The following is a 23,621-nucleotide window of genomic DNA, read 5'->3' on the forward strand; positions in this document are numbered from 1 at the left end:
CGGACATGCGGCCCGTCATCCTGGCAGACCGATTGGCAGACCGACCGGGCTGACACCCCGGTCCGGAGGGCCCCCGGCCCTCCCGCGCGGCGGAGCTTACTCCGCCGCTTCCTGCGCTTCGTCCACGTGAGCCACGCGGGCCCCGGCCTTGTTGGTGGTGACCACGCCCAGCGACTTCAGCTTGCGGTGCAGGGCCGACCGCTCCATCCCGACGAAGGCCGCGGTCCGCGAGATGTTGCCGCCGAAACGGTTGATCTGGGTCAGCAGGTATTCGCGCTCGAAGGCTTCGCGCGCCTCGCGCAGGGGCAGCGCCGCCAGCGCGCCGGACATGACCAGCCGGCCTTCCTCGCCGCCCTTCTCGCCCTCTTCGGGCAATTCGCGCGCCTCGATCGGGCCGGTGCCCTCGCCCAGGATCAGCACCCGTTCCACCAGGTTCTTCAGCTGCCGCACGTTGCCCGGCCAGACCATGGTCTGCATCAGCGCCACCGCCTCTTCGGTCAGTTCGCGCAGCGGCAAACCCTGGGTCTGGTTGCACGAGGCGATGAAATGCTCGGCCAGCACCGGGATATCCTCGCGCCGTTCCTCCAGCGAGGGCACCGCGATCGGCACCACGTTCAGACGATGGTACAGCTCTTGCCGGAAGGTGCCGGTGGCGATCTCGGTTTCCAGATCCCGGTTGGTCGAGGAGATCACGCGCAGGTCCACCCGCACCTTGTCGGTGCCGCCGACGCGCTGGAATTGCTGATCGACCAGCACGCGCAGGATCTTGGATTGCGTGCCCAGCGGCATGTCCGCGACCTCGTCGAAATAGACGACGCCGCCATGCGCTTCTTCCAGCAGGCCGGGTTCGACGCCGCGATCCGCCGTTTCGCGGCCGAACAGCACCTCTTCCATACGCTCCGGCGCGATCGAGGCACAGCTGACCGAGACGAAGGGCGCCCCGGCGCGGTTCGAATTGGCGTGGATGTAGCGCGCGGCGATCTCCTTGCCGCTGCCGGCCGGGCCGGTCAGCATCACGCGGCCATTGGATTTCGTCACCTTGTCCAGCTGGCTCACCAACCCGCGGAAGGCGCCGGACTTGCCGATCATCTCGGCGCTGGTCACCTCGCGCCGCTTCAGCGACGAATTCTCGCGCCGCAGCCGCGACGCTTCCATCGCGCGGCGGATCACCACCAGCAGCTGGTCGATGTTGAACGGCTTCTCGATGAAGTCATAGGCGCCCTGCTTGATCGCGGCGACCGCGATCTCGATGTTGCCATGGCCCGATATGATGACCACCGGCACATCCGGATTGTCGCGCTTGACCGTCTTGAGGATGTCGATCCCGTCCATCCGGCTGTCCTTCAGCCAGATGTCCAGCACCAGCAGCGCGGGCGCCTCGGCGTTGATCTGGGCCATCGCCTCGTCCGAGGTGCCGGCCTTGCGCGTGGAATAGCCTTCGTCTTCGAGGATGTCGGACACCAGTTCACGGATGTCCCGCTCGTCGTCTACGATCAGAATGTCACTCATCTAGGGTCGCCTCTTCTTCCTGTTGGGCTTTTGTCTGGGATGCGGCGACCCCGGTGCCCAGGGGCAACCGGATCACCGCCATGGCGCCGACATGGTCCGACCCGTCAAACGACGGGGCGTCCTGAAGACTCAATGCGCCGCCATGGTCTTCGATAATCTTCTTCACGATGGGCAGGCCAAGGCCCGTGCCTTCGTCGCGGGTGGTCACGTATGGCTCGAAGAGCCGCGCACGGTCTTCTGGCAGGCCGATGCCGTTATCAGCGATCGTCAGCCGGGCAAAGGGCCCTTCGGATTTCAGCGTCACGCGAATTTCCGGGGTCACGCTGCCACCTTTTTTCAGATGAGATTCAATCGCTTCTCCGGCGTTCTTGATAAGGTTCGTCAACGCCTGCGAGATCATCGTGCCATCGAATTCGGCCAACAGCGCCTCCTGCGGCAGATCCGAACGGATGACCACATCGGGCTGCCCCGCCTGCTGCAGGATCACCACGTCGCGCACCGCCTGCACCAGGTCGGCGGCCTGCCGGTCGGGTTCCGGCATCCGCGCAAATTTCGAGAATTCGTCGACGATCCGGCGCAGGTCGTTGGTCTGGCGCACGATCACGTCGGTCATGGATTCCAGCCGCGCGGCCTCTTCCCCGACAATGGGCGAAAACTTGCGCTTGATCCGCTCTGCCGACAGCTGGATCGGGGTCAGCGGGTTCTTGATTTCATGCGCGATGCGGCGGGCCACGTCGCCCCAGGCGGCCATCCGCTGGGCCGAGACCAGATCGGTGACATCATCGAAGGCCACCACGTAGCCTTCAAGCCCGCCATCGCCCGCGCGCCGCGTGGCCATGCGGACCAGAAGATTCTCCTGCCCGTTCTGACGCACCACCTTGACCTCGCCCTGCGTGACCTCCTTCGGGCCCTTGCACAGTTCTTCGAAGAGCGCACCGAATTCCGGAACGGCCACCGACAGGGCCAGCGATTGCTCGTCTCCCGACCAGTCCAGCAGCCGTTCGGCCGAGCGGTTCACGAAGGTCACGCGCCCGCGCGGATCCAGCCCCACGACCCCGGAGGTCACGGAACTCAGCACGGAATCGAACATGCGCCGCCGTTCCTCGATCTGGCGGGTGTTGTCCAGCAGGGTCTGGCGCTGAGCCTTCAGCTGGCGCGTCATCTGGTTGAAATATCGGCCCAGCATGGCGATCTCGTCGTCGCCGCGCTCTTCCGGGACGCGCACGTCCAGGTCGCCCGAACCGACGCGTTGTGCCGCCCCGGTCAGCCGCCCGACCGGCCGGGACAGGCGTTCGGCGAACCACAGACCGGCCCAGACCGCCGCCAGGATCAGGATCAGGGCAAAACCCAGGTACAGCAGCCCGAATTCAAAAAGCACCCTGCCCCGTTCGTTTTCAAGCTGCTGATACAGACGAACCGTCTCCTGCGTCTCGTCCAGAAGGTTCAGGATCTCGCCATCCACGTCGCGGCTGATGTACAGGAACCGGTCCACGAAGGCCGTCAGCGGGATAAGCGCGCGGAATTCGTTGTTGTCCCAATCCTCGATGACCGAAATCCCCTCTTCCGAGGCCTCGATGAACTGCGCGTCGCTCGGCATCTCGAAGTTGAAGAGGTAAGAGCGTTCGCCGCGCGCGCGGATCTCTCCGGTGCCGTCGATCACATAGGCCTCGCGCAGGCCGCGCTGGATCTGCGCCTGCCCGTTGGTCAGCACGGCGCGCAGTTCCCCGTCGATCATGAAGGCCGTGGACCGGCGGGCGCGATCCAGGAAATCGGCCAGCGCCATGGCATCCTGCGCCAGGTCTTCGCGGTGTTCGGCCTCGTAGGCTTCGGCCGCGGCCAGAGATGAGCCCACCACCTGCCGCACCCGATCCGAAAACCAGCCTTCGAGCCCGATATTCACCGTCAGCCCGGCAAAGATCGCGACGGTCACGGTGGGGATCAGCGCCAACAGCGCGAAGGCCGCCGTCAGCCGCAGGTGCAGCCGCGACCCGGCGGAGCGCGCCCGCCGCGCGGCAACCAGCCGCCCGACCTGGCCCAGGACCAGCGCCGCGACGACGATGATATAGACGAGATCGGCCAGCAGGATCGCCCGCAAGGCCGGGGACGAGGCGCCCTCGTCCATGGGGCCCAGCACAAGGTAGGTGGCCAGTGCCAGGACAGGCCCCAGCACCACCAGCCCAAGGGTGGCCGCGTTCTGTGTTCGACGCGCCCGGCTCCAGCGGCCGAGCGTTGCCAGAGTTCTGTGTGACCGGGTTGCCACCCGCTGCCCTCACGAGTTGATGTGCCGCCTCTGGCGACAACCGCCATATGTCGTGGTCTTTTTCCGGTGGTGACACCGGACCGCCACGATCTGTGTCGGTTTTACATCAGTTTGCGCCGGCGTGTCACCTGTATATCCAGATCCGTGATCTTCTTTCTCAGGGTATTTCGGTTGATCCCCAGAAGATCCGCGCATTTCGCCTGGTTTCCGCCGGTCGCATCCAGCGCGATCTCGATCAGCGGCAGTTCGACCTCGCGCAGGATGCGCGCGTAAAGGCCCGGAGGCGGCAGCAGGTTGCCGTGCAGATCGAAATAGCGGCGCAGGTGGCGGGCCACGGCGGCCGAAAGTTTCTCGGTGTTGTTGCCGCCAAGCGCGGGCTCCATCTCGGGCTGGGCGCCCAGGACCACCTCGACCTCGGAGCGGGCGATTTCCTCGGCCCGCGAGGTCAGGACAAGGCGGCGCACAGCGTTTTCCAGCTGACGCACGTTGCCGGGCCAAGAATAGGCGCGGAACAGTTCGGCCGCCTCTTCGGACAGGACGCGTTTGGGCGCGCCCTCGCGTTCGGCCCGGGCCAGGAAATGTTCGGCCAAAAGCGGGATGTCGTCGACCCGCTCGCGCACCGCCGGCACGTGAATCGTGGCGCCCGACAGGCGATAATACAGGTCCTGGCGCATCTTGCCGGCGTCCATCGCCCCGGACAGGTCATGCTGCGAGGTCGCCATGAACCGCGGCGCGTGATCGCCGGGCGAATCCATCATGCGCACGATGCGGGCCTGGATCTCGTCCTCGACATCGCCGATCTCGTCGATCAGAAGCGTACCGCCCTTGACCCGCGCAAGCACCCGTGCCGGACCTTCGAGGTCGCGCAGATCAGCGCCCGTGACGGTGATGAAGGGCATGGTCCGGCGATCGCTGAAGTCGTGAATCGCCCGCGCGATCAAGGACTTGCCCGTCCCGCTTTCGCCGCAGATCAGCACCGGCAGATCGGTGTTCATCACCCGCGCCACCAGTCGGTAGAGCGATTGCATCACCTGCGTGCGCCCCACCAGAGGAAGCTCGTCCGGCCGGTCGACGATCTCGGCGCGCGGCTCGGTCGGGGTGCGGCGCTTCAGCTCCAGCGCCCGCGCGGTGCGTTTCATCAGGTCCGGCAGGTCGAAGGGCTTGGGCAGGTAATCGTAGGCTTCTGCCTCGGCCGCCTGGATCGCGGTCATGATCGTGTTCTGGGCCGAGATCACGATGACCGGCAGCCCCGGCCGGTCCTGGGCGATTTTCGGCAGCATTTCCAGGCCGTTGCCATCCGGCATGACCACGTCCGAAATCACCACGTCGCCTTTGCCCTCGCCCACCCATCGCATCAGCGTGGTCAGCGAGGATGTCGCGTGAACCTTGCATCCGGCCCGGGTCAGGGCCTGGGTCAGAACGGTGCGGATGGTGCGGTCGTCATCTGCGACAAGGACGGTGCCGTCCATGGGGCTGTACTCCTAGTTTTGCTGTTCACGCAGTTCGCGGGGAACGCGCGGCAGGGATATGCGAAAGACCGTCTTGCCGGGCACCGAGGTGACCGAAATCCAGCCGTCGTGATCGGAAATGATCTTGGACACCAGCGCGAGCCCGAGGCCTGTGCCGTTCTCGCGGCCCGACACGAAGGGATCGAAGATGTCGGCCTTGATCTTGTCGGGCAGGCCGGGCCCGTCGTCTATGATCTCCACCTGCAGCGGCAGCGACTGGCCCGAGCCGTCCGAGCGCCGCAGGCGGAAGGAATGTTCGAAGTAGCTGTGGATGCGGATCGTGCCGCCCTTGGGATCGGCCGCCTCCGAGGCGTTCTTGAGCAGGTTCAGCACCACCTGCAGCAACTGGTCGGGGTCGCCGTAGGCCATCGGCAGCGACGGGTCGTAATCCTCGATGATCTTCATGTTCGCCCCGAAGCCCAGCAACGCGGACCGGCGCGCGCGGTCCAGCACGTCGTGGATGTTGACAGGTCGGAAATCCGGAGCGCTGAGGTTGCCGAACTGTTCGACCTGTTCCAGCAGCTTCACGATGCGCCGGCTTTCGGTGACGATTAAGTCCGTTAATTCAAGGTCTTCCGGGGAAAGGTTCATGCTGAGAAGCTGCGCGGCCCCGGTGATGCCCGCCAGCGGGTTCTTGATCTCGTGCGCCAGCATCTCGGCCATGCCGATCGCGGATTTGGCAGCGGATTTCACCGAATGGCTCTGGGTCATGCGACCGGCAAGCTCGCGCGGCGAGATCAGCAGCAGCATGAAACCCGGCCGCCCGACCAGCGGCGCGATCTGCAGCGCGCATTGCAGCGGCGCCTTGTTGCCGGAGCCCACGTCGATGTCGTTGACGAAAAGCGGCGTGCCGTTCAGCCGCGCGCGGTCGAACGCCTCTTCGATCGGCGCGTCGATCATCACCTGGTCCCAGACAGGCGTACCCTTCACCGCCTTGGAGGACGCGTTCAGGAAGCCTTCGGCGGCCGAGTTGATGTCCTCGATCCGGTCATCGGGATCGATGAGGAAGGCCGGCAGCGGGAGCGAGGCCCAGATTTCCGCGTCCTGGCTCATGCCGCCACCTGGTCTTCGGGGGTCAGCGCCCGCCCCAGCAGGCGCAGCACTTCGGCCGGATCCTTTGCCGTCAGCACGGCCCGCCGCGCCGCGGCGTCAGCGGTTCCGGCATGATCCATGTACCAGCCCAGGTGCTTGCGCGCTACGCGCACCCCCAGCTCTGGCCCGTAGAAATCCAGCATCGCTTCGTAATGTTCTGAAACCATGTCCAAAAGTCGGGATCCTTCAGGGATGTCCGGGGCCAGGGCCCCGAACAGGTTGTGAGCAATTTGCGCCAGCAGCCAGGGCTGGCCTTGCGCGCCGCGGCCGATCATGACCCCGGCGGCGCCGGACGCCGTCAGCGCCTGGCGCGCAGTGTCGGATCCGGTGATGTCGCCATTGGCGATGACTGGGACAGAGACCGCCTCGACCACCTCGGCGATGGCCGCCCAGTCGGCGCGGCCCTTGTAGAACTGGCACCGTGTACGGCCATGGATCGTGACCATCTTCACGCCCGCCGCCTCGGCCCGGGCCGCGAGCTGCGGCGCGTTGCGCAGGTCATCGTCCCAGCCCAGCCGCGTCTTCAGCGTGACCGGCACCGCCACGGCCTCGACAACCGCCTCGATCAGGCGCAGCGCGTGGTCGGGCGTCTTCAGCAGGGCCGAGCCGGAATAGCCGTTGGTCACCCGCTTTGCCGGGCAGCCCATGTTGATATCGATCATCACGGCGCCCGAGCCTTCCAGCCAGCGCGCCGCCTCGGCCATCCAGTGCGCCTCGCGCCCGGCGATCTGCACGGCCGTGTTCTCCACGTTCATGCCCAGTTCGGCGCGTTCGCGCATCGCCGCCTTGGCCTGGACCATCTCCTGGCTTGCGACCATTTCACTCACCACCAGCCCCGCGCCGAAGCGCGCGACCAGGTCGCGAAACGGACGATCCGTGATTCCCGCCATCGGAGCGAGAAAGACAGGTGGTGACAATGGCTTGCCTGCGTTGAGAACGGTCACTTGATTAAACCTTGTGCACGTTTTCCCCTGCTATAGAGATTACGGGAAACGCTCAATGTTTCACGCGCCTCCAGCTGCCCGCTTTCGAAGCTATGCCCTAAATTTGAGCACCGGAATGTGAAGATTGCGTCATAGCCCGGCTGGGCCTATGAACGCGGTCGGCCGGAATGGAGGGCCTGACGTGACCAAATGTGCCGCGCTGATCGTCGCTGCCGGACGCGGCACCCGCGCGGGCGGCGGCGTTCCGAAGCAATGGCGCGACCTGGCCGGGCGCCGGGTGATCGACCATACGCTGGCCGCCTTCGCCGCGTCGGATCGTGTCGGGCGGATCTGCCTGGTGCTGCATCCCGACGACATGGGCGAGGCCAAGGCCTTTCGCAAGGCAGGTCACCTGGTGGCCACGGGCGGTGCCAGCCGGTCGGGTTCGGTGAAGGCGGGTCTCGATGCGCTGGCGGTCGGCCCCGACGGCCCGCCGGACCGGGTGCTGATCCACGACGCGGCGCGGCCCTGCGTGAGCCCGGCGCTGATCGCCGCGGTGGCGCAGGCGCTGGACACGGCACAGGGCGCGGCGCCCGCGCTCGAGGTGACGGATGCGCTCTGGACCGGGGCGGAAGGGCGGGTGACGGGAACCCGGGAGCGCGCAGGATTGTTTCGTGCACAGACGCCCCAGGGCTTCCACTTTGCCGCGATCCGCGCGGCGCATCGCACCCACCCTGCCGAGGCGGCCGATGACGTGGAGGTCGCCCGCGCCGCGGGACTGGACGTCCGGATCGTTCCGGGCGAAGAGCGCAACATGAAGGTCACGCGGCCCGAAGATTTCGCGCGGGCCTGTAAACTGCTGGAAGGTCACATGGATATTCGCACGGGCAACGGGTTCGACGTGCATCGCTTCGGACCGGGCGATCACGTGACACTTTGCGGGGTGCGCCTGCCCCACGGCCGCGGGCTGCAGGGGCATTCGGATGCCGATGTCGGAATGCATGCGGTGACCGACGCGATCTACGGCGCGTTGGCGATGGGCGACATCGGGCAGCATTTTCCGCCGACGGATCCGCAGTGGAAGGGCGCCGAAAGCCACATCTTCCTGCGCCACGCGGTGAACCTGGCCGCCGAACACGGCTTCACCATCACCCATGCCGATTGCACGCTGATCTGCGAAAGGCCCAAGATCGGCCCCCATGCGCAGGAGATGCGCACGGTGATGGCCGGGATCATGGGGGTCGGGGTCGACCGGATCTCGGTCAAGGCAACCACCTCCGAGAGGCTGGGCTTCACCGGTCGGGAAGAAGGTATCGCGGCGCTCGCCACCGCGACGCTGGTGCGCACATGAGACAATTGGCACGGCTGATCGCCACCGTCGGCGGGCTGGGATACCTCAAGCCCGCGCCCGGCACCTGGGCGTCGCTGGCGGCGCTGCCGCTGGCCTGGGCGCTGCATGTCTGGGGCGGCTTCCCGTTGCTTGCCGGGGCGACGCTGCTGGCGGCCGTCGGCGGCTACTGGGCATCGTCGGTGATGGTTGGCGAAGACCGGATCAAGGATCCGCCCGAGATCGTCATCGACGAGGTCGCCGGCCAGTGGCTCGCGCTTTGGGCGATCTCCTGCCCGGCCTGGCTGCACGGGATCGAGATCGCCGCGCTCTGGCCAGGCTGGATCTCGGCCTTCGTGCTGTTTCGGTTCTTCGACATCCTGAAACCCGGCCCCATCGGCTGGGCCGACCGGCGCGGAGGCGCCTCGGGCGTAATGATGGACGACCTGTTCGCCGGGATCGCCGCCGGCGCCGGCACCCTGTTGCTTGCCGGGCTGGCGCATGGGATCCTTGGCCTATGACCGTGACAGAGCTTCTTCAGGCCGCGCGCGAGGCCGGCGTGATGATCGCCACCGCCGAAAGCTGCACCGGCGGCATGGTCGTGGCGGCGCTGACCGAGGTGCCCGGCTCCTCCGACGTGGTGGACCGGGGCTTCGTCACCTATTCCAACGCGGCCAAGCAGGACATGCTTGGCGTGCAGCCGGGCACGCTGGCCACCCATGGCGCGGTGTCCGAGGATGTCGCGGCCGAGATGGCGATGGGCGCGCTGATGCGGTCCCAGGCGCGGCTGGCCGTGTCGATCACCGGCATCGCCGGCCCCGGCGGGTCCGAGTTCAAGCCCGAGGGCCGGGTCTGTTTCGGCCTCGCCGTGAAGGACCAGCCGGTGCAGGCGGAAACCGTTGAGTTCGGCGCCCTGGGCCGGGCCAAGGTGCGCGAAGCGGCACGGGATCACGCTCTGGCGCTGCTCGCCTCGGCGCTCAGCCCGCGATAAGCGCACCCAGCTCCGCCGCCGCGACATCCCCCTCGATCGCCCGGCGCAGAGGCGTCAGCCTCTCCTCGCCCAGCAGCGCCCCGGCCTTGGACAGGATCCGGTCGCGCCGCGCCTCGATCGGCAGCGGCGCGTCAAGGTCATGCGCGGCCTCCATCCGGTGGCCATTCTTCAGCACCACCTCCAGCCGCGCCTGCATCTCGGACAGGCCGGCATCCTCCTGCACCCGGATCCGGTCGCGCAGTTCGATCACGCGGGGATCGGCACAGGTCGCGCCCGAGAAGCTCTCAAGCTTCGCCGTGTCGTGGCCCGTGGCCGCCATGGCCAGCGCCACGCGGTAGCTGAACTTTGCGCCCAGCCCGGTGTCCGGCGCCGGCTGGTTGCAGACCGACATCCAGCGCGGATGGGTGTGCACGATCAGATCGGCGATCTCGGGCGCGGCCACGTCGACCTCGCGCAGGGCCTCAAGCGCGGCATGAAGCCCGTGGCAGCAGGCGTGGAACTTGTGGCTGACGCTTTCGAAGATCCAGGTCTCGCCCAGCCCCTCCAGCGCCGGGCCGTGCTGTTCCTGCCCGTGATGCGTGGCGCCAAAGCCGAAGGGCCCGTCCAGCGCAAGCGGATCCGAGGTAAAGCCCCGCGCCACCAGCTGCGCGCTTTCCACCCCGCAGCGTGCCGCCAGCCCGGCGTTCAGCGGCTTGCCCATGGTCCCGAACTGCGCCTTCAGCCCCGCCGCCTGCGTCGCGGCCAGACCCAGCGCCTGCGCCATGGCGCCCTCGTCCAGACCCAGCAGCCGCCCGGCCGCCGCACAAGCGCCGAAGGCCCCGGCCGTGGCGGTCTGGTGAAAGCCCACCTGGTAATGATCGCGCCCCAGCCACAGACCGACGCGGATCGACAGTTCCATGCCCACCAGCGCCGCCTCGATCACCTGCGACAGCTGTGCGCAATGCGCCTCGCCCACGGCCAGCGCGGCGGGAAAGACGGCAACGGACGGATGACCGATATTGGCGAAATGGGTGTCGTCGTAATCCAGCGCATGAGAGGTCGCGCCGTTCAGCCAGGCCGCATCGCGCGGCGGCAGCCCGTGACCATAGCCGAACCCGTGGGCCGCCCCCTGCCCGGCTTCCTCGGCCAGCATGCCTCTCAGCAGCACGGCGACCTCTTCGCCGGTCCCGGCAAGGCCCACGGCGAGCCAGTCGAGCGCGCTCAGACAGGCGACATCAAGAGCGTCGGCAGAGGGGGTCGCGGAAACGGCGAAGCGGGCCAGGGGCGGAACGATGCGAGTCATGGGCAAAGCGTAATCCGCCGCGCCCAGGGGCGGAAGCGCCAAGCGCGTCATCAGCCGCCCAGGATCCAGGGCGCCGCCGCGCGTGGCAGCGCCGGCTGTCCGTCCTCAGCCGTAGAGTTCCTGGGCCCGCCGCTCGAAGGCGCGCACGATCCGCAGCATCGCCTCGTTGAAGACCACCCCGATCAGCCGCTGCAGCACCGCGTTGCGGAACTCGAAATCCACGTGGAAGGACACCTCGCAGCCCTCGCCGGCATCGGCGAAGGCCCAGTTCGACTTCATGTACTTGAACGGCCCGTCCAGGTATTCGGTGTCGATCTTCATGTCCTCGGGCATCAGCGTCACGCGGCTGCCGAACTTCTCGCGGAACACCTTGAAGCTGATGACCAGATCCGCCTCCATGACCTCGACCGTGCCTTCACGATCACGCGACCGGATGCGCGCGGCGGCGCACCAGGGCAGGAATTGCGGATAGGCCTCGACATCCGCCACCAGGTCGTACATCTGCTGCGCCGTATAGGGCAGGCTCCGGGTTTCCGAATGTTTCGGCATGGTTACAGGCTCGGCCTCGTCATCAGGTTGCGGCACTCTCACGGGTGACAGTGGCGCGTGATGTCGTATGCTCAGGACGAAAGATCAAGGGGGCGGAATGACCGACCGGGCTTACGTGATTGACGAAATGATCTCGGCCAAGGCGATTGCCGCCCGGATCGAGGCATTGGCGAAAGAGATCGAAACCACCTATGCCGGCACGCAAAAGCTGGTGGTGGTCGGGCTTTTGCGCGGCTCGTTCATCTTCATCGCCGATCTGGTGCGCGAGCTTGGCCTGCCGGTCGAGGTCGATTTCCTCGAAGTATCGTCCTATGGCGATGCCATGGAATCAAGCCGTGAGGTCCGCATCATCAAGGACCTGCGCGGCCAGATCGAAGGGCGCGATGTGCTTGTGGTCGAGGATATCGTCGACACCGGGCACACGCTGAATCACGTGATGAACCTGCTGCGCTCGCGCCTGCCGGCGCGGCTGATGTCCATCGCCCTTCTCGACAAGCCCTCGCGCCGCGAGGTGGATTTCCGCGCCGACTGGATCGGGTTCGAAATCCCGGACAAGTTCGTCGTGGGCTACGGCATCGACTTTGCCCAGCACAACCGGAACCTCGCCCATATCGGCTCGGTCCGGTTCACCGAATAGGCGATTCGCCCAACTTTTTGCCCCGTCTTTACCGTCATCCCTTCCCGCGCCGGGCTGTTCCGTCCGACAGCCATCACAATCGCGAAGTACCCGTCCGCCCGGTTCCCTGCCCGGACCCTGTAGGTTTATGCTGACCGAAGGGACACCGGAAAGGGTCGCTCCAGTTCGCCATTGCAAGCCAACAAGAGTTTGACATGATTACACTTCTTCGCTGGACGCTCATCCTGGGGCTGATCGTCGGCGCCGCGGCCTTCGTCACAAGACCCCAGCGCGTAGACCCCGGCGTTTACTCCGGACTAACGCCCGACCCCGAGAATGGCGCACTGGTCTTCCACGCCTCCGGCTGCGCCTCCTGCCACACTGACCCGGCCGCCGAAGCCGATGAGCCCGGCGCGCCGCCGGTGCTGTCGGGCGGCTATCGAATCGAAAGCCCCTTCGGCACCTTCGTGGCCCCCAACATCACCCCGTCCGAGGCCGGCATCGCCGGCTGGACCGAGGTCGACCTCGCAAATGCCATGGTGAAAGGCACATCCCCCGGCGGCGCCAATTATTACCCGGCCTTCCCTTACACCACCTACACCCGCATGACGCCGCAGGACGTCGTGGACCTGAAGGCCTATCTCGACACCCTGCCCGCCTCGGACACGGTGGCACCAGAGCACGAGCTGAGCTTCCCCTTCACCCTGCGCCGCGGCCTCGCGCTGTGGAAATGGCTCAACCTCGACGCGGATTGGGTGCTGACCGATGCCGCGACGCCCCAGGTCGAACGCGGCCGCTACCTTGTCGAGGCGATGGGCCATTGCGCCGAATGCCACACGCCGCGCGACGTGACCGGCGGGCTGGACCGCAAGGCCTGGCTGACCGGCGCGCCTAACCCTACGGGACAGGGCCGCATTCCCGGCATCACCCCTGGTCAGCTCGACTGGTCGGAAAGCGACATCGCCTATTACCTCGAAAGCGGCTTCACCCCGGATTACGACAGCGCTGGCGGTGACATGGCGCAGGTGGTGGCCAACCTGGCCCGGATCCCGGCCGAGGATCGCGCCGCCATCGCGGCCTATCTCAAGGCTCTGCCGGCGCCGTAAGCGGCCCGGACAGCTGCGCATAAAGCGCCAGCCCGACAACCATCAGCATCGCCAGTGCCATGGCGATGTTGATCCCGCGCTGGATCCCTGGATCCAGCTCCAGCCGCCGCAGCGTCACCCCGGCCCAAAGCCAGGCCAGGTGGATCGGGATCCAGAGCGCATTGAAAATCAGGAGCTTGACCAGAACCTCCGTCCCCGGCGCCTGCGGCAGGAAGGGAAAGCCGAAGAACAGCGTCGACGACACGACATAGGCCTTCGGATTGATCGGCTGCAGCGCGAGCCCGTTCCAGAAGCCCGGCGCGCGGTCTGCATGGATAAAGGCGATCTTCGATCCCGCCAGCGCGATTTTCAGAGCCAGGTAGAGAAGGTAGGCGGTGGAGGCGAAGACCAGGACGCCCCGCAGCCCCGGCACCGCCAGAACCACCGCGGCCACGCCCGAGATCACCAGCCCCGAGACCAGCGCATTCCCGACGAAGAGCCCGCCGACATAGGCCAGCCCTGCGCGATAGCCGAATCCCGATCCGACCCCGGCGGCCGACAAGACCCCCGGCCCGGGCGTGATGATCAGAAAGAGAACGGCAAGGGCAAATTCGAACACGCAACAAGGCGTAGCAAGTGCCGGTCACACGCGCAATAAATGCCGGTTGCCGCGCGGGCAAGATGCAGGTCGTCTCCCGACCCTCTGCCTTGTGCGGGGTGCGCGGCCGAGGGCCAGCGACGACATGCGCTCTCAGGCGGTGCCCAGCCGGGCCAGCCGCGCCGCGCGCAGCCGTTCGAAATCGTCCCCGGCATGGTAGGACGACCGGGTCAGCGGCGTGGCCGAGACCATCAGGAACCCCTTGCCGAAGGCGGTTTTCTCGTAGGCGGCGAATTCTTCCGGCGTGACGAAACGATCCACCGCATGGTGTTTCGGCGTCGGCTGCAGGTACTGGCCGATGGTCAGGAAATCCACATCCGCCGCGCGCATGTCGTCCATCACCTGGTGCACCTGCGGACGCTCCTCGCCCAGGCCGACCATGATGCCGGATTTGGTGAAGATCGTCGGATCCATCTCTTTCACGCGCTGCAGCAGACGCAGTGAATGGAAATACCGCGCCCCCGGCCGGACCGAGGTATAAAGCCCCGGCACGGTTTCGAGGTTGTGGTTGAAGACATCCGGCTTCGCCTCGACGACGATCTCAAGAACCTCGGGCGCGCATTTCAGAAAATCCGGGGTCAGGATCTCGATCGTGGTCCCGGGCGCGCGATGACGGATGGCGCGGATGGTCTGGGCGAAATGATCGGCGCCGCCATCTTCCAGGTCGTCGCGGTCGACCGAGGTGATGACCACATGGTTCAGCCCCAGCTTCTCGACCGCATGGGCGACCCGCCCCGGTTCGAACACGTCGAGCGTCTCGGGCCGGCCGGTGGCCACGTTGCAGAAGGTACAGCCGCGGGTACAGATTTCGCCCATGATCATCATGGTCGCGTGGCCCTGGTTCCAGCATTCGCCCACGTTCGGGCAGCCGGCTTCCTCGCAGACCGTGGTCAGGCGATTCTCCCGCATGATCTTCGCGGTGTCCTTGTAGCCCTGCCCGACCGGCGCCTTCACGCGGATCCAGGCCGGCTTGCGGGGTTGGGCATTGTCCGGGCGGTGCGCCTTCTCGGGGTGGCGCTGGTCGGGAATTTTCAGGTCGCGCATGTCTTTGACTCCTCCGCCTTCACAGGCGTCAGACACTACCATAATGCACACCTCGGGTTACCGCCAGTGACGCATGGCCGCTATGCAGCCCTTCGCCCCCGACAGCCCGGACGTCTTCCTGGTCTTCTTCTTGGAAAAAATACCTCCGGGGGAGTCCGCCCCGGCGGACGGGGGCAGCGCCCCCATTGACCTGTCCACCCCGCGGGATCAGCCGATCAGGTAGTCCCGGGCGGTCGGCCCCGCATAATGCCGTTTGAGCCTTTGCAGCGCGATCCGCAGCACGATCTTGCCCGACCGCGCCGACCATCCCATGCGTTTCTCGGCCGTCTCAAGCCCTTCGAGCATGCAACAGCAGCGCAGCGCCACGTCGCTCAGCCCCGGGCCCAGTTCCGACAGGGCCTCCTGCACCCGGGCCCAGGCCGCTTCGGGTCCGTTGCCGCCGCCGCGCGGGCCCGGCGCGGGACGGTCCACGCCGGCCGCCAGCAAGGCGTCCCAGTCCTGGGTGACCTGCGGGCCGATCTGGGCCAGTTCGAAATCCTCGCGCAGCCGTTCGCCCGCGCGCACCAGGTCATCGCCCAGGAACGGTTTCCCGTCCTTGTCGCGCCGCCGCGACAGCGCCACCAGCGGGCTTTCCACCGCGCCATAGCGCACCCGTCGGCTGCGCGCGTCAGGCTCGAAGGGGTCGGCCCGGCGCGGCCCCGCAAAGTCCTGTGGCGCCTCGGCAAATCCGGTCTCCAGCGCGTTGCGCGCGCGGTTCGCCGTGTCGGCGAGCATGGAATTCAGCGCCGTGCGCCCGGCCGCCGTGATCATGTAACGCCGCACCCGGCCGCGCCCGGTGCCCGCGATCCAGTCGTTCAGCGCCAGGGCGCCGGCGATCTCGCGATCCACCACGGCGGTGCGCATGCCCGTGCCGGCCTCGGCGTCGCGCACGACGACGGCCTTGTCCATGTCGTCGGCCACGGCCAGCACCGCGCCGGTTTCGCACATCCGGCCCAGCACGCGCCGCGCCTCGTCATGCAGCCGGCGCGGATCGGCCAGACCCGGTGTCCCTTCTTCGTCAAGTCTCAGGTCCCGCGGCCCAAGCCGCACGGCCTGGGCCAGCGCCGCCAGCGCGGCATCGACCAGCGGGTCATCCCGCCGGTGTTCGACCTTCCGGATCTGCCGCAGCACTGTCGAGGCATGCACGCCTTCGTGCCGGGCAAGGTCGCGGATCGGACGGCCTACCTCGGTATGTGCCAGGTAATGGCGGACACCGGACGACACCCAACCGGGTAGGCTGGTCATCCTGTCGTTCGGTCTCCGTGGTCCGTTCGTCATGTCCATTCGTTTCGATGTCCCAAGGTTATCCTCATGGATATCCACAACCTAGAGGTGAAAATCCTTTCGCGGAAGTTAACACCTTCCGACATCGTTCAGCATTGTATCTAAATGATAAACAGAGATAAAACGACCGTTCGCAGGTAAAGCGAACCCCGCAACACCCGCTCAGGTTGTGTAAAGCTTATCCACAAGGCCACCACCGGCCCGACAACAGGAGACGACAGATGCATGACCTTCTGAGCATGGTTACCGCCCTTCGCCGCCCCCGGCTTTTGGTGCGTGCCGCCCGCAGCGGCGCGGCCGAGTACCGGCGCGACCGGCACCTGCAGCGGCTGCTGGGATACGGCACATTGCCCAGGCCGGCGCCGGCGCTGATGAAGCTGATGGATATCGAAAGCGAGCTCGACGGCCAGCGCCGCACGGGCGACACGGCCTATTCGCTTATCCGTCACATCGACGTGCTGATCGCCATGATGGGAGAGGCGCGGCTGATCCGGTCGGCCCAGTCGGGCGAGACGCTCGACGGGGTGCTGTGATCCTCGACGGCGATATTGCCAGGGCCCGGGTCTGCCACGCCGGGCTTCCGCTCACCGCGGATGCCGGTCTTCGTCACCGCCCCGGGCCGGCCGCCTCACGGCCGGCATCCACCGCCCCGGTCCGGGGCTCACCGATCGTGCCGGGCGCACTAAGGCGCCCAGGTACTTGCCGCCTAACGTGCCCGCGCCTTACATGAAGGCGTCGGGCATCGCGGCCTTCTTCTCGGCCACGTAGGCGTCCAGCGCCTCGGCAATCGCCGGGTCCAGCTGCGGCTGCTGGTAGGTCTCCAGCAGCTTGGCCACCCGATCGGTCGCCAGCATCTGGGTATCGCGCGCGCCCGCTTCGTCCCAGGTCTCGAACGGCTTGTAATCCAGAAGCTCGCTCCGCCAGAACGCGCTCTTGAAATTGGCCTGGGTATGGGCGCAGCCCAGGTAGTGACCGCCCGGCCCGACTTCGCGAATCGCATCCATCGCCTGGGCGTTCTCATCGACCGCGATGCCTTCGGCCAGCTTGTGCAGCGCGCCCAACTGATCGGCATCCATCACGAACTTCTCGAAAGAGCTGACCAGCCCGCCCTCGAGCCAGCCGCAGGCATGCAGCATGAAGTTCACCCCGCCCATCAAAGCCGTGTTCAGCGTGTTCGCGGTTTCATAGGCCGCCTGTGCGTCGGGCAGTTTCGACCCGCACAGCGACCCGCCCGAGCGGAACGGCAGGTTCATCCGCCGCGCCAGCTGCCCGGCGCCATAAAGGATATGGCTCGCCTCCGGCGTGCCGAAGGTGGGCGCGCCCGAATTCATGTCGATCGATGTCACGAAGGCCCCGAAGATCACCGGGGCGCCCGGCCTCACCAGCTGCGAATAGGCGATACCGGCCAGCACTTCGGCCAGCACCTGGGTCAGCGTGCCCGCGACCGAGACCGGCGCCATGGCCCCGCCCACGATGAAGGGCGAGACGATGCACGCCTGGTTGTTCTTTGCATAGACCTCGAGCGCGCCCATCATCACGTCGTCGAAGGTCAGCGGCGAGTTGATGTTGATGAGCGAGGTCATCACCGTGTTCTGCTGCACGAAATCGCGACCGAAGAGCACCTCGCACATCTCCACGCTGTCCTGCGCGCGTGACGGTTCGGTGACCGAGCCCATGAAGGGCTTGTCCGACAGGGTCATATGCGCCAGCAGCATGTCGAGGTGACGCTTGTTCACCGGCAGGTCGGTCGGTTCGCACACGGTACCGCCGGAATGGTGCAGCCACTTGGACATGTAGCCCAGCTTCACGAAGGTGCGGAAATCCTCCATCGTGGCATAGCGCCGTCCGCCGGTCGCATCGCGCACGAAGGGCGGGCCGTAGACCGGGGCAAAGACCAGACCCTTGCCGCCGATGACCACGTTCTTTTCCGGATTGCGCGCATGCTGCGTGAAGCTTTGCGGCGCGGTTGCGCACAGCTGACGCGCCAGTCCGCGGGGAATGCGCACGCGCTCGCCCTCCACGTCGGCGCCGGCCTCGCGCCAGCGCTCCAGCGCGGCAGGGTTGTTGACGAAATTCACACCGACCTCGGCCAGGACCGTTTCGGCATTGGCCTCGATGATCTCCAGCGCCTCTTCGGTCAGAATCTCGAAATTGGGGATATTGCGTTCGATATAGCGCGCGGTCTCGATCCGGACGGCGGTCCGTTCCGCCCGTCGGGCCGCACCGCCACCGCCCCTGCCCCTGCGCCGCGCTCCCGTGTCCGACATGATCCCGCACCTCATCTTGCCGCGGGCCCCGATCGGGCCCGGTTCTCTGTTTGTCTAACCGGAGCAGGCGCCCCGTCGCCTCGCATTAGCGTCATGTCCGTCGCGAAAACGACATCGCATCCTGTCACAGGAGGTATTACCCCTATGTAAAGGCGCGCGCGTCAAGTTTCCCTGATCCCGGACCCCAGACCCGGACGCGCCGCGACGCCGCTGCCGGAACGCGTGGCGCATGAGACACCCGCGCCTGGACCCGCAATCGGAGTATTGCGGTCCAGTTTGACCCGACGGCACGCGGCACCCTATGCTTTCGGAGGGCGGCCCAATGCCGCCGGGAAAGACACGCATGACCGCGCCGGATCCCAGTACGCGCAAGACCTTCAGTTCGTCCGAGATCGGCGCCATCGCCCATCTCTACCGGGGCGAGGTGTATCGCAGCACGATCTGGCGCACCCGCCTCGACACCACCACCAACTGGGCCGTGGTGACGCTCGGCGTTGCGCTCTCGATCTCCTTCGCCAGCCCCGACGCCTCGCCCATCCCGCTGGTCCTGGTCGGCGTGCTGATCGTCTTCTTCCTGATCCTGGAGGCCCGCCGCTACCGCTATTTCAACGTCTGGCGCGCCCGGGCCCGTTGGCTGGAAACACATTTCTACGCGCCCATGCTGACCGAGGGCGACCTGCACCTGGAGGAGAACTGGCAGACCGTTCTGGCCAACGACTACCTGCGCCCGCGCTATCACGTGCCGCTCATGGTCGCGATCGGGCGCCGCATCCGGCGCAACTATCTCTGGATCCTGCTGATCCAGAGCCTGGCCTATGTCGGCAAGATCACCGTCCACCCCGAGCCTGCCGAGACGCTCGACACCGTGCTGACCCGTGCCGATGCGGGCCCCGTCCCCGGCGAGGTCATTGCACTCATCGGCGCCATCTACATCCTCAGCTGGAGCGGCATCGCCCTGTGGAGCTGGCTCGACGATCAGCGCCGGTCGAAGGCGCGCGGGCGAAGGCGGGATGATTCGATGGGCTGACTGGCAGGAGCCCCTGGATCCGCCCGATCAGGCTGACGGCCTGGCAACACCGGCGCCGTGTCACCTGGCGGAGCCTTGTGGCTCTGCCGCGCATCGCCCGCGATCTTCCGGACCCTTGCCATCCGGATCGCCGGCGCCACCTTCGCCGCGCTGACGGCGCGCTGAATCTCCGGGCCGCGACCACCGGACCGCAGGCCGGACGCGCCAAGCGTCTTGCGCCGATCCCGCGGCTTGCCTAAAGGCTGGCACATGACCTCACATGATCGCCTTCTCATCATCGACTTCGGCAGCCAGGTGACGCAGCTGATCGCGCGGCGCCTGCGGGAGCTGAACGTCTATTGCGAAATCCATCCCTTCAACTCGGTCGATGCCGCCTTCCTGACGGAGTTCGCCCCCAAGGCGGTCATCCTCTCGGGCGGCCCCGCCTCGGTCTTCGCCGAGGGCGCACCGCGGCCGCCTGAAGAGGTGTTTACCCTGGGCGTGCCGGTCCTGGGCATCTGCTATGGCCAGCAGGTCATGATGCACATGCTGGGCGGCCACGTCGAACGCGGCCACGGCACCGCCGAATTCGGACGCGCCTTCGTCACGCCCAAGGACGACCGGCTGGAGCTGCTGGAAGGCTGGTTCGACGAGGGCCCCGAACAGGTCTGGATGAGCCACGGCGACCATGTCAGCCGCATCGCGCCGGGCTTCGAGGTCTTCGGCACCTCGCCCCACGCGCCCTTCGCGATCACCGCCGACACGTCGCGCAACTTCTTCGCGGTGCAGTTCCACCCCGAGGTGCACCACACCCCGCGCGGCGCCGGGCTTTACGCGAATTTCGTCCGGCTCGCCGGCTTCAAGGGCGACTGGACCATGGGCGCCTACCGCGAGGAAGCGGTGCAGAAGATCCGCGAGCAGGTCGGCGACAAGAAGGTGATTTGCGCATTGTCCGGCGGGGTCGACAGCTCTGTCGCGGCGGTGCTGATCCACGAGGCGATCGGCGATCAGCTGACCTGCGTCTTCGTCGACCACGGGTTGCTGCGGCAGGGCGAGGCCGAAGAGGTCGTGACCATGTTCCGGGACCATTACAACATGGCCCTGATCCACGCGCAGGAGCAGGATCGCTTCATAAACGCGCTCGAGAATGTTTCCGATCCGGAAACAAAGCGTAAGACGATCGGACGCCTCTTCATCGAAGTTTTCGAGTCAAATGCGAATCAAATCGGCGATGTTTCCTTCCTGGCGCAGGGCACATTGTACCCGGATGTGATCGAATCGGTCTCCTTCGCGGGCGGTCCCTCGGTCACGATCAAGTCGCACCACAATGTCGGCGGCCTGCCCGAAAAGATGGGCCTGAAGCTGGTCGAACCCCTGCGCGAGCTGTTCAAGGACGAGGTCCGCGCCCTGGGGCGCGAGCTGGGCCTGCCGGATCATTTCATCGGCCGTCACCCCTTCCCCGGCCCCGGCCTGGCGATCCGCTGCCCCGGCGCGATCACCCGCGACAAGCTGGAAATCCTGCGCAAGGCCGATGCCGTCTATATCGACCAGATCCGCAAGCACGGTCTTTACGACGAGATCTGGCAGGCCTTCGCGGCGCTGCTGCCGGTGCGGACCGTGGGCGTGATGGGCGACGGGCGGACCTATGATTACGCCTGTGCGCTGCGGGCGGTGACCTCGGTCGACGGGATGACGGCGGATTACTACCCCTTCTCCCACGATTTCCTGGGCGAGACCGCCACGCGCATCATCAACGAGGTCCAGGGGATCAACCGCGTGACCTACGACATCACCTCGAAACCTCCGGGCACAATCGAGTGGGAATGACCCGGGCACCGCTGTCCCAAGGGCCAGCCGCCTGAGCACGAGGACATCCACACGCCGACACACCCGCGCCGTCCGCCCCCGGACGGCGTTGGTCTTTCCGCATCGCAGCCGGGCCGCCAGGCCCTTGACCTTTCCGTGAATTCCGCGCCCTCTCCCGCGCGACGGAGGAGCGCATGACCCAGACACCCGACAGACCCGGACGCGCCGCCGTCTGGATGCTTGGCGCGATCGCGTGCTTTTCCTCGATGGCCGTCGCCGGACGCGAGGTCAGCGTGCAGCTCGATACGTTCGAGCTGATGATGTACCGCTCGGGCGTCGGCGTGCTGGTCGTGTCGCTGGTGCTGACGCTCTCGGGCGGTTGGAAAGGTGTCACGACCGACAAGCTTGGGGTGCACCTGATGCGCAACCTGGCGCATTTCACCGGGCAGAACCTGTGGTTCTTCGCCGTGACCGTGATCCCGCTGGCCCAGGTCTTTGCGCTGGAATTCACCCAGCCGATCTGGGTCCTGCTGCTGTCTCCGCTGCTTCTGGGCGAGAGGCTGACGCTGGTGCGCAGCCTGGCGGCGGCGATGGGCTTTGCCGGGATCCTGATCGTCGTGCGCCCGGGGGCGGAATCGCTGAACGCCGGGGTGATCTGCGCGGCCTCGGCGGCCGTCTGTTTCGCCTTCACCACGATCTTCACCAAGCGGCTGACCCGCAGCGCCACGATCGGCTGCATCCTGTTCTGGCTGACGGTGATGCAGCTGGTGATGGGCGTGGTCGCCGCCGGCTTCGACGGGGACATCGCCCTGCCCGACGCCGCCACCGCGCCCTGGGTCGTCCTGGTGGCGCTGGCCGGGCTGATGGCGCATTTCTGCGTCGCCAACGCACTGGCCATCGCGCCGGCCACCTTCGTGATCCCGATCGACTTCGCCCGGGTGCCCACCATCGCCATCGTCGGCATGCTGCTCTACCAGGAGCCGCTGGACGCCTGGGTCTTCGTGGGGGCGATCGTGATCTTCGCGGGCAACTACATCAACCTCCTGGCAGAACGGCGGGCGCGCGCGGGCCGAACCGCAACATAAGTGACAATTTAGGCGCTTACATCACTGAAACGCCTTGGTTTTGCCCGCCTTCTGGTCACCTGTCCCTCAGGCAAACCTGACACAGCCAAGACGACATCCAGGAGAAATTCATGTACCGTGTTCTGCTACTTGCTTCGGCGGGTCTCTGCCTTGCGTCCATCGCCCAGGCCGGCGGCGTCGACCGCTCCGGGCAGAGCATCCTCGCGATCTTCGAAGAGGGCGGCGCAACCGGATCCTATGCCGAGCTGTCCTTCGGCTCCGTCTATCCCGATGTGTCCGGCTCTTACATGGGCTTCGCGACCGGTGGCGTGGCAACGGACTTCGTGATGCCCGGCTTTGCCTTCAAGACCGATATCAACGACCGCATCAGCGTCGCGCTGATCTACGATCAGCCCTGGGGCGCGGCGGTGGACTACGACATCGGCACCGGCTACCCGTTCGAAGGCTCGCACGCGGCGCTCGACAGTTCGGCCCTGAGCGCGATCCTGAAATACGATTTCGACGGCGGGGTCAGCGTTTACGGCGGGCTGCGCGCCCAGTGGGTCAGCGCCGACGTGCTGTTTCCGATCATTTCGGATTACTCCGCCTCGGCGCCGTCGACCACGGCCTTCGGCTACCTGGTCGGCGCGGCCTATGAACGCCCCGAGATCGCGCTGCGCGTGGCGCTCACCTATTTCTCCTCCACCACCCATGATTTCGAGGTGACCGAGAATTCCTCTGTCACCGGCGCCGTGGTCTCGCCCTATGAACAGGTAATGCCCGAGGCGGTGAACCTGGACGCCCAGACCGGCATCGCCGAGGACACGCTGCTGTTCGGGTCGGTCCGATGGGTCAACTGGGCGGATTTCACCATCGCGCCGCCGCTGTTCGACGCGCTCGCAGGCATCCCGCTGGCCGCCTACAACGGCAATTACACCACCTACACGCTGGGCCTGGGCCGCGCGCTCACGGATCAATGGGCCGCCTCCGTGGCGCTGACCTACGAGCCGCAGGCAGGAGGCTATTCCCCGGATCTCGGACCGTTCGACGGGATCTTCGGCGTGACGCTGGGCGCGGAATACACCAACGGTCCGCTCGTGGTGTCGGGCGGGGTGAACATGTCGTGGATCGGCGATGCCCAGACGCTGGTGACCCGGGCACCGGTGGTCACGGCGGCCACCTACGAGAACAACACCTCGATCGGGGTCGGGCTGAAGATCGGCTACAATTTCTAGGCCCGCCCGTCGGACGCCGGCCCTCTGCACGCAGCTTCCTCGACGTCAAGCGAAAACTGCCCTGTGGTCACGCTTG

The 23,621-nt window shown here is 66.6% G+C and carries 21 protein-coding genes; 10 read left to right on the top strand and 11 right to left on the bottom strand.

The features are described from left to right. Positions 1-96: 96 nt before the first annotated feature. The 5 genes from ntrX to dusB all read right to left on the bottom strand — a co-directional run bounded on the left by ntrX (position 97) and on the right by dusB (position 7,259). On the bottom strand, positions 97-1,509 hold the full coding sequence (gene ntrX, locus ATO3_RS01570; RefSeq protein ID WP_088648035.1) for a nitrogen assimilation response regulator NtrX: 1,413 nt from the start codon (positions 1,507-1,509) through the stop codon (positions 97-99). After that, positions 1,502-3,769, bottom strand: coding sequence for a sensor histidine kinase NtrY-like (locus ATO3_RS01575; protein WP_088648036.1), 2,268 nt, complete (start codon positions 3,767-3,769; stop codon positions 1,502-1,504). Before ATO3_RS01575 ends, ntrX begins: the two co-directional genes overlap by 8 nt. A gap of 101 nt (positions 3,770-3,870) precedes the next feature. After that, positions 3,871-5,238 (bottom strand): response regulator, encoded by a 1,368-nt coding sequence (locus ATO3_RS01580; RefSeq protein ID WP_088648037.1) that lies wholly within the window; start codon positions 5,236-5,238, stop codon positions 3,871-3,873. A gap of 12 nt (positions 5,239-5,250) precedes the next feature. Further along, positions 5,251-6,330, bottom strand: coding sequence for a two-component system sensor histidine kinase NtrB (locus ATO3_RS01585; protein WP_088648038.1), 1,080 nt, complete (start codon positions 6,328-6,330; stop codon positions 5,251-5,253). Further along, the gene (gene dusB, locus ATO3_RS01590) at positions 6,327-7,259 is read right to left on the bottom strand and encodes a tRNA dihydrouridine synthase DusB (RefSeq protein ID WP_233152026.1); all 933 of its coding nucleotides are present in this window, start codon (positions 7,257-7,259) and stop codon (positions 6,327-6,329) included. Before dusB ends, ATO3_RS01585 begins: the two co-directional genes overlap by 4 nt. Positions 7,260-7,494: 235 nt before the next feature. Here dusB and ATO3_RS01595 point away from each other — a divergent pair, with 235 nt between their 5' ends. The 3 genes from ATO3_RS01595 to ATO3_RS01605 are packed head-to-tail and all read left to right on the top strand — an operon-like array spanning position 7,495 to position 9,610. Continuing rightward, positions 7,495-8,643: a bifunctional 2-C-methyl-D-erythritol 4-phosphate cytidylyltransferase/2-C-methyl-D-erythritol 2,4-cyclodiphosphate synthase gene (locus tag ATO3_RS01595; protein ID WP_233151996.1), complete on the top strand. Its 1,149-nt coding sequence runs from the start codon at positions 7,495-7,497 to the stop codon at positions 8,641-8,643. Continuing rightward, on the top strand, positions 8,640-9,140 hold the full coding sequence (locus ATO3_RS01600; RefSeq protein ID WP_088648041.1) for a phosphatidylglycerophosphatase A family protein: 501 nt from the start codon (positions 8,640-8,642) through the stop codon (positions 9,138-9,140). Before ATO3_RS01595 ends, ATO3_RS01600 begins: the two co-directional genes overlap by 4 nt. Then, a complete protein-coding gene (locus ATO3_RS01605; RefSeq protein ID WP_088648042.1) occupies positions 9,137-9,610 on the top strand; it encodes a CinA family protein in 474 nt (157 codons plus the stop codon). Before ATO3_RS01600 ends, ATO3_RS01605 begins: the two co-directional genes overlap by 4 nt. Here ATO3_RS01605 and ATO3_RS01610 read toward each other — a convergent pair. Then, positions 9,597-10,892, bottom strand: coding sequence for an MmgE/PrpD family protein (locus ATO3_RS01610; protein ID WP_088648043.1), 1,296 nt, complete (start codon positions 10,890-10,892; stop codon positions 9,597-9,599). The genes ATO3_RS01605 and ATO3_RS01610 overlap by 14 nt on opposite strands. Positions 10,893-10,997: 105 nt before the next feature. After that, complete coding sequence (locus ATO3_RS01615; protein ID WP_088648044.1) at positions 10,998-11,441, bottom strand: type II toxin-antitoxin system RatA family toxin; 444 nt, start codon at positions 11,439-11,441, stop codon at positions 10,998-11,000. Positions 11,442-11,538: 97 nt separating this feature from the next. On the opposite strand from ATO3_RS01615, the gene hpt reads away from it, so the two are divergent. Together hpt and ATO3_RS01625 are read left to right on the top strand one after the other, a co-directional pair. Further along, positions 11,539-12,078: a hypoxanthine phosphoribosyltransferase gene (gene hpt, locus ATO3_RS01620; protein WP_088648045.1), complete on the top strand. Its 540-nt coding sequence runs from the start codon at positions 11,539-11,541 to the stop codon at positions 12,076-12,078. Positions 12,079-12,272: 194 nt separating this feature from the next. Then, positions 12,273-13,163 carry a cytochrome c gene (locus ATO3_RS01625; protein ID WP_088648046.1) on the top strand — a complete coding sequence of 297 codons (891 nt, stop codon included), beginning with the start codon at positions 12,273-12,275 and terminating at the stop codon, positions 13,161-13,163. Here the strand turns inward: ATO3_RS01625 and ATO3_RS01630 are convergent. From ATO3_RS01630 to ATO3_RS01640, 3 genes are all read right to left on the bottom strand, one after another. After that, complete coding sequence (locus ATO3_RS01630) at positions 13,141-13,761, bottom strand: LysE family translocator (RefSeq protein WP_088648047.1); 621 nt, start codon at positions 13,759-13,761, stop codon at positions 13,141-13,143. The two genes, ATO3_RS01625 and ATO3_RS01630, sit on opposite strands and share 23 nt — an antisense overlap. A gap of 132 nt (positions 13,762-13,893) precedes the next feature. After that, the gene (gene lipA / locus ATO3_RS01635) at positions 13,894-14,844 is read right to left on the bottom strand and encodes a lipoyl synthase (protein ID WP_088648048.1); all 951 of its coding nucleotides are present in this window, start codon (positions 14,842-14,844) and stop codon (positions 13,894-13,896) included. A 207-nt stretch (positions 14,845-15,051) separates the two neighbouring features. Next, the gene (locus ATO3_RS01640; RefSeq protein ID WP_088648049.1) at positions 15,052-16,128 is read right to left on the bottom strand and encodes a DUF6456 domain-containing protein; all 1,077 of its coding nucleotides are present in this window, start codon (positions 16,126-16,128) and stop codon (positions 15,052-15,054) included. Between the two features lie 260 nt (positions 16,129-16,388). On the opposite strand from ATO3_RS01640, the gene ATO3_RS01645 reads away from it, so the two are divergent. Beyond that, on the top strand, positions 16,389-16,700 hold the full coding sequence (locus ATO3_RS01645; protein ID WP_088648050.1) for a DUF6477 family protein: 312 nt from the start codon (positions 16,389-16,391) through the stop codon (positions 16,698-16,700). Between the two features lie 189 nt (positions 16,701-16,889). Here the strand turns inward: ATO3_RS01645 and ATO3_RS01650 are convergent, their stop codons facing one another. Next, a complete protein-coding gene (locus ATO3_RS01650; protein WP_088648051.1) occupies positions 16,890-18,434 on the bottom strand; it encodes a trimethylamine methyltransferase family protein in 1,545 nt (514 codons plus the stop codon). A gap of 343 nt (positions 18,435-18,777) precedes the next feature. Between ATO3_RS01650 and ATO3_RS01655 the strand changes: the two genes are divergently transcribed. The 4 genes from ATO3_RS01655 (at position 18,778) to ATO3_RS01670 (ending at position 23,545) form a co-directional block, all read left to right on the top strand. Further along, entirely contained in the window at positions 18,778-19,461 is a 684-nt protein-coding gene (locus ATO3_RS01655; protein ID WP_088648052.1) for a DUF2270 domain-containing protein, read from the top strand. A gap of 249 nt (positions 19,462-19,710) precedes the next feature. After that, positions 19,711-21,267, top strand: coding sequence for a glutamine-hydrolyzing GMP synthase (gene guaA, locus ATO3_RS01660; RefSeq protein ID WP_088648053.1), 1,557 nt, complete (start codon positions 19,711-19,713; stop codon positions 21,265-21,267). A 173-nt stretch (positions 21,268-21,440) separates the two neighbouring features. Next, positions 21,441-22,331, top strand: coding sequence for a DMT family transporter (locus ATO3_RS01665; protein WP_088648054.1), 891 nt, complete (start codon positions 21,441-21,443; stop codon positions 22,329-22,331). Between the two features lie 110 nt (positions 22,332-22,441). Continuing rightward, positions 22,442-23,545 carry a hypothetical protein gene (locus tag ATO3_RS01670; RefSeq protein ID WP_088648055.1) on the top strand — a complete coding sequence of 368 codons (1,104 nt, stop codon included), beginning with the start codon at positions 22,442-22,444 and terminating at the stop codon, positions 23,543-23,545. Positions 23,546-23,621: the final 76 nt, after the last annotated feature.

This window comes from Marinibacterium profundimaris, from assembly GCF_002210095.1.
Classification (GTDB): domain Bacteria; phylum Pseudomonadota; class Alphaproteobacteria; order Rhodobacterales; family Rhodobacteraceae; genus Marinibacterium; species Marinibacterium profundimaris.

Coding starts and splice junctions, on each gene's coding strand:
- ATO3_RS01605 (WP_088648042.1), top strand. CDS start 9,137: ATGACCGTGACAGAGCTTCTTCAGGCCGCGCGCGAGGCCGGCGTGATG.
- ATO3_RS01615 (WP_088648044.1), bottom strand. CDS start 11,441: ATGCCGAAACATTCGGAAACCCGGAGCCTGCCCTATACGGCGCAGCAG.
- ATO3_RS01670 (WP_088648055.1), top strand. CDS start 22,442: ATGTACCGTGTTCTGCTACTTGCTTCGGCGGGTCTCTGCCTTGCGTCC.
- ATO3_RS01650 (WP_088648051.1), bottom strand. CDS start 18,434: ATGTCGGACACGGGAGCGCGGCGCAGGGGCAGGGGCGGTGGCGGTGCG.
- ntrX (WP_088648035.1), bottom strand. CDS start 1,509: ATGAGTGACATTCTGATCGTAGACGACGAGCGGGACATCCGTGAACTG.
- ATO3_RS01665 (WP_088648054.1), top strand. CDS start 21,441: ATGACCCAGACACCCGACAGACCCGGACGCGCCGCCGTCTGGATGCTT.
- ATO3_RS01645 (WP_088648050.1), top strand. CDS start 16,389: ATGCATGACCTTCTGAGCATGGTTACCGCCCTTCGCCGCCCCCGGCTT.
- ATO3_RS01585 (WP_088648038.1), bottom strand. CDS start 6,330: ATGAGCCAGGACGCGGAAATCTGGGCCTCGCTCCCGCTGCCGGCCTTC.
- ATO3_RS01610 (WP_088648043.1), bottom strand. CDS start 10,892: ATGACTCGCATCGTTCCGCCCCTGGCCCGCTTCGCCGTTTCCGCGACC.
- guaA (WP_088648053.1), top strand. CDS start 19,711: ATGACCTCACATGATCGCCTTCTCATCATCGACTTCGGCAGCCAGGTG.
- ATO3_RS01640 (WP_088648049.1), bottom strand. CDS start 16,128: ATGACCAGCCTACCCGGTTGGGTGTCGTCCGGTGTCCGCCATTACCTG.
- ATO3_RS01625 (WP_088648046.1), top strand. CDS start 12,273: ATGATTACACTTCTTCGCTGGACGCTCATCCTGGGGCTGATCGTCGGC.
- hpt (WP_088648045.1), top strand. CDS start 11,539: ATGACCGACCGGGCTTACGTGATTGACGAAATGATCTCGGCCAAGGCG.
- ATO3_RS01580 (WP_088648037.1), bottom strand. CDS start 5,238: ATGGACGGCACCGTCCTTGTCGCAGATGACGACCGCACCATCCGCACC.
- ATO3_RS01600 (WP_088648041.1), top strand. CDS start 8,640: ATGAGACAATTGGCACGGCTGATCGCCACCGTCGGCGGGCTGGGATAC.
- lipA (WP_088648048.1), bottom strand. CDS start 14,844: ATGCGCGACCTGAAAATTCCCGACCAGCGCCACCCCGAGAAGGCGCAC.
- dusB (WP_233152026.1), bottom strand. CDS start 7,259: ATGGCGGGAATCACGGATCGTCCGTTTCGCGACCTGGTCGCGCGCTTC.
- ATO3_RS01655 (WP_088648052.1), top strand. CDS start 18,778: ATGACCGCGCCGGATCCCAGTACGCGCAAGACCTTCAGTTCGTCCGAG.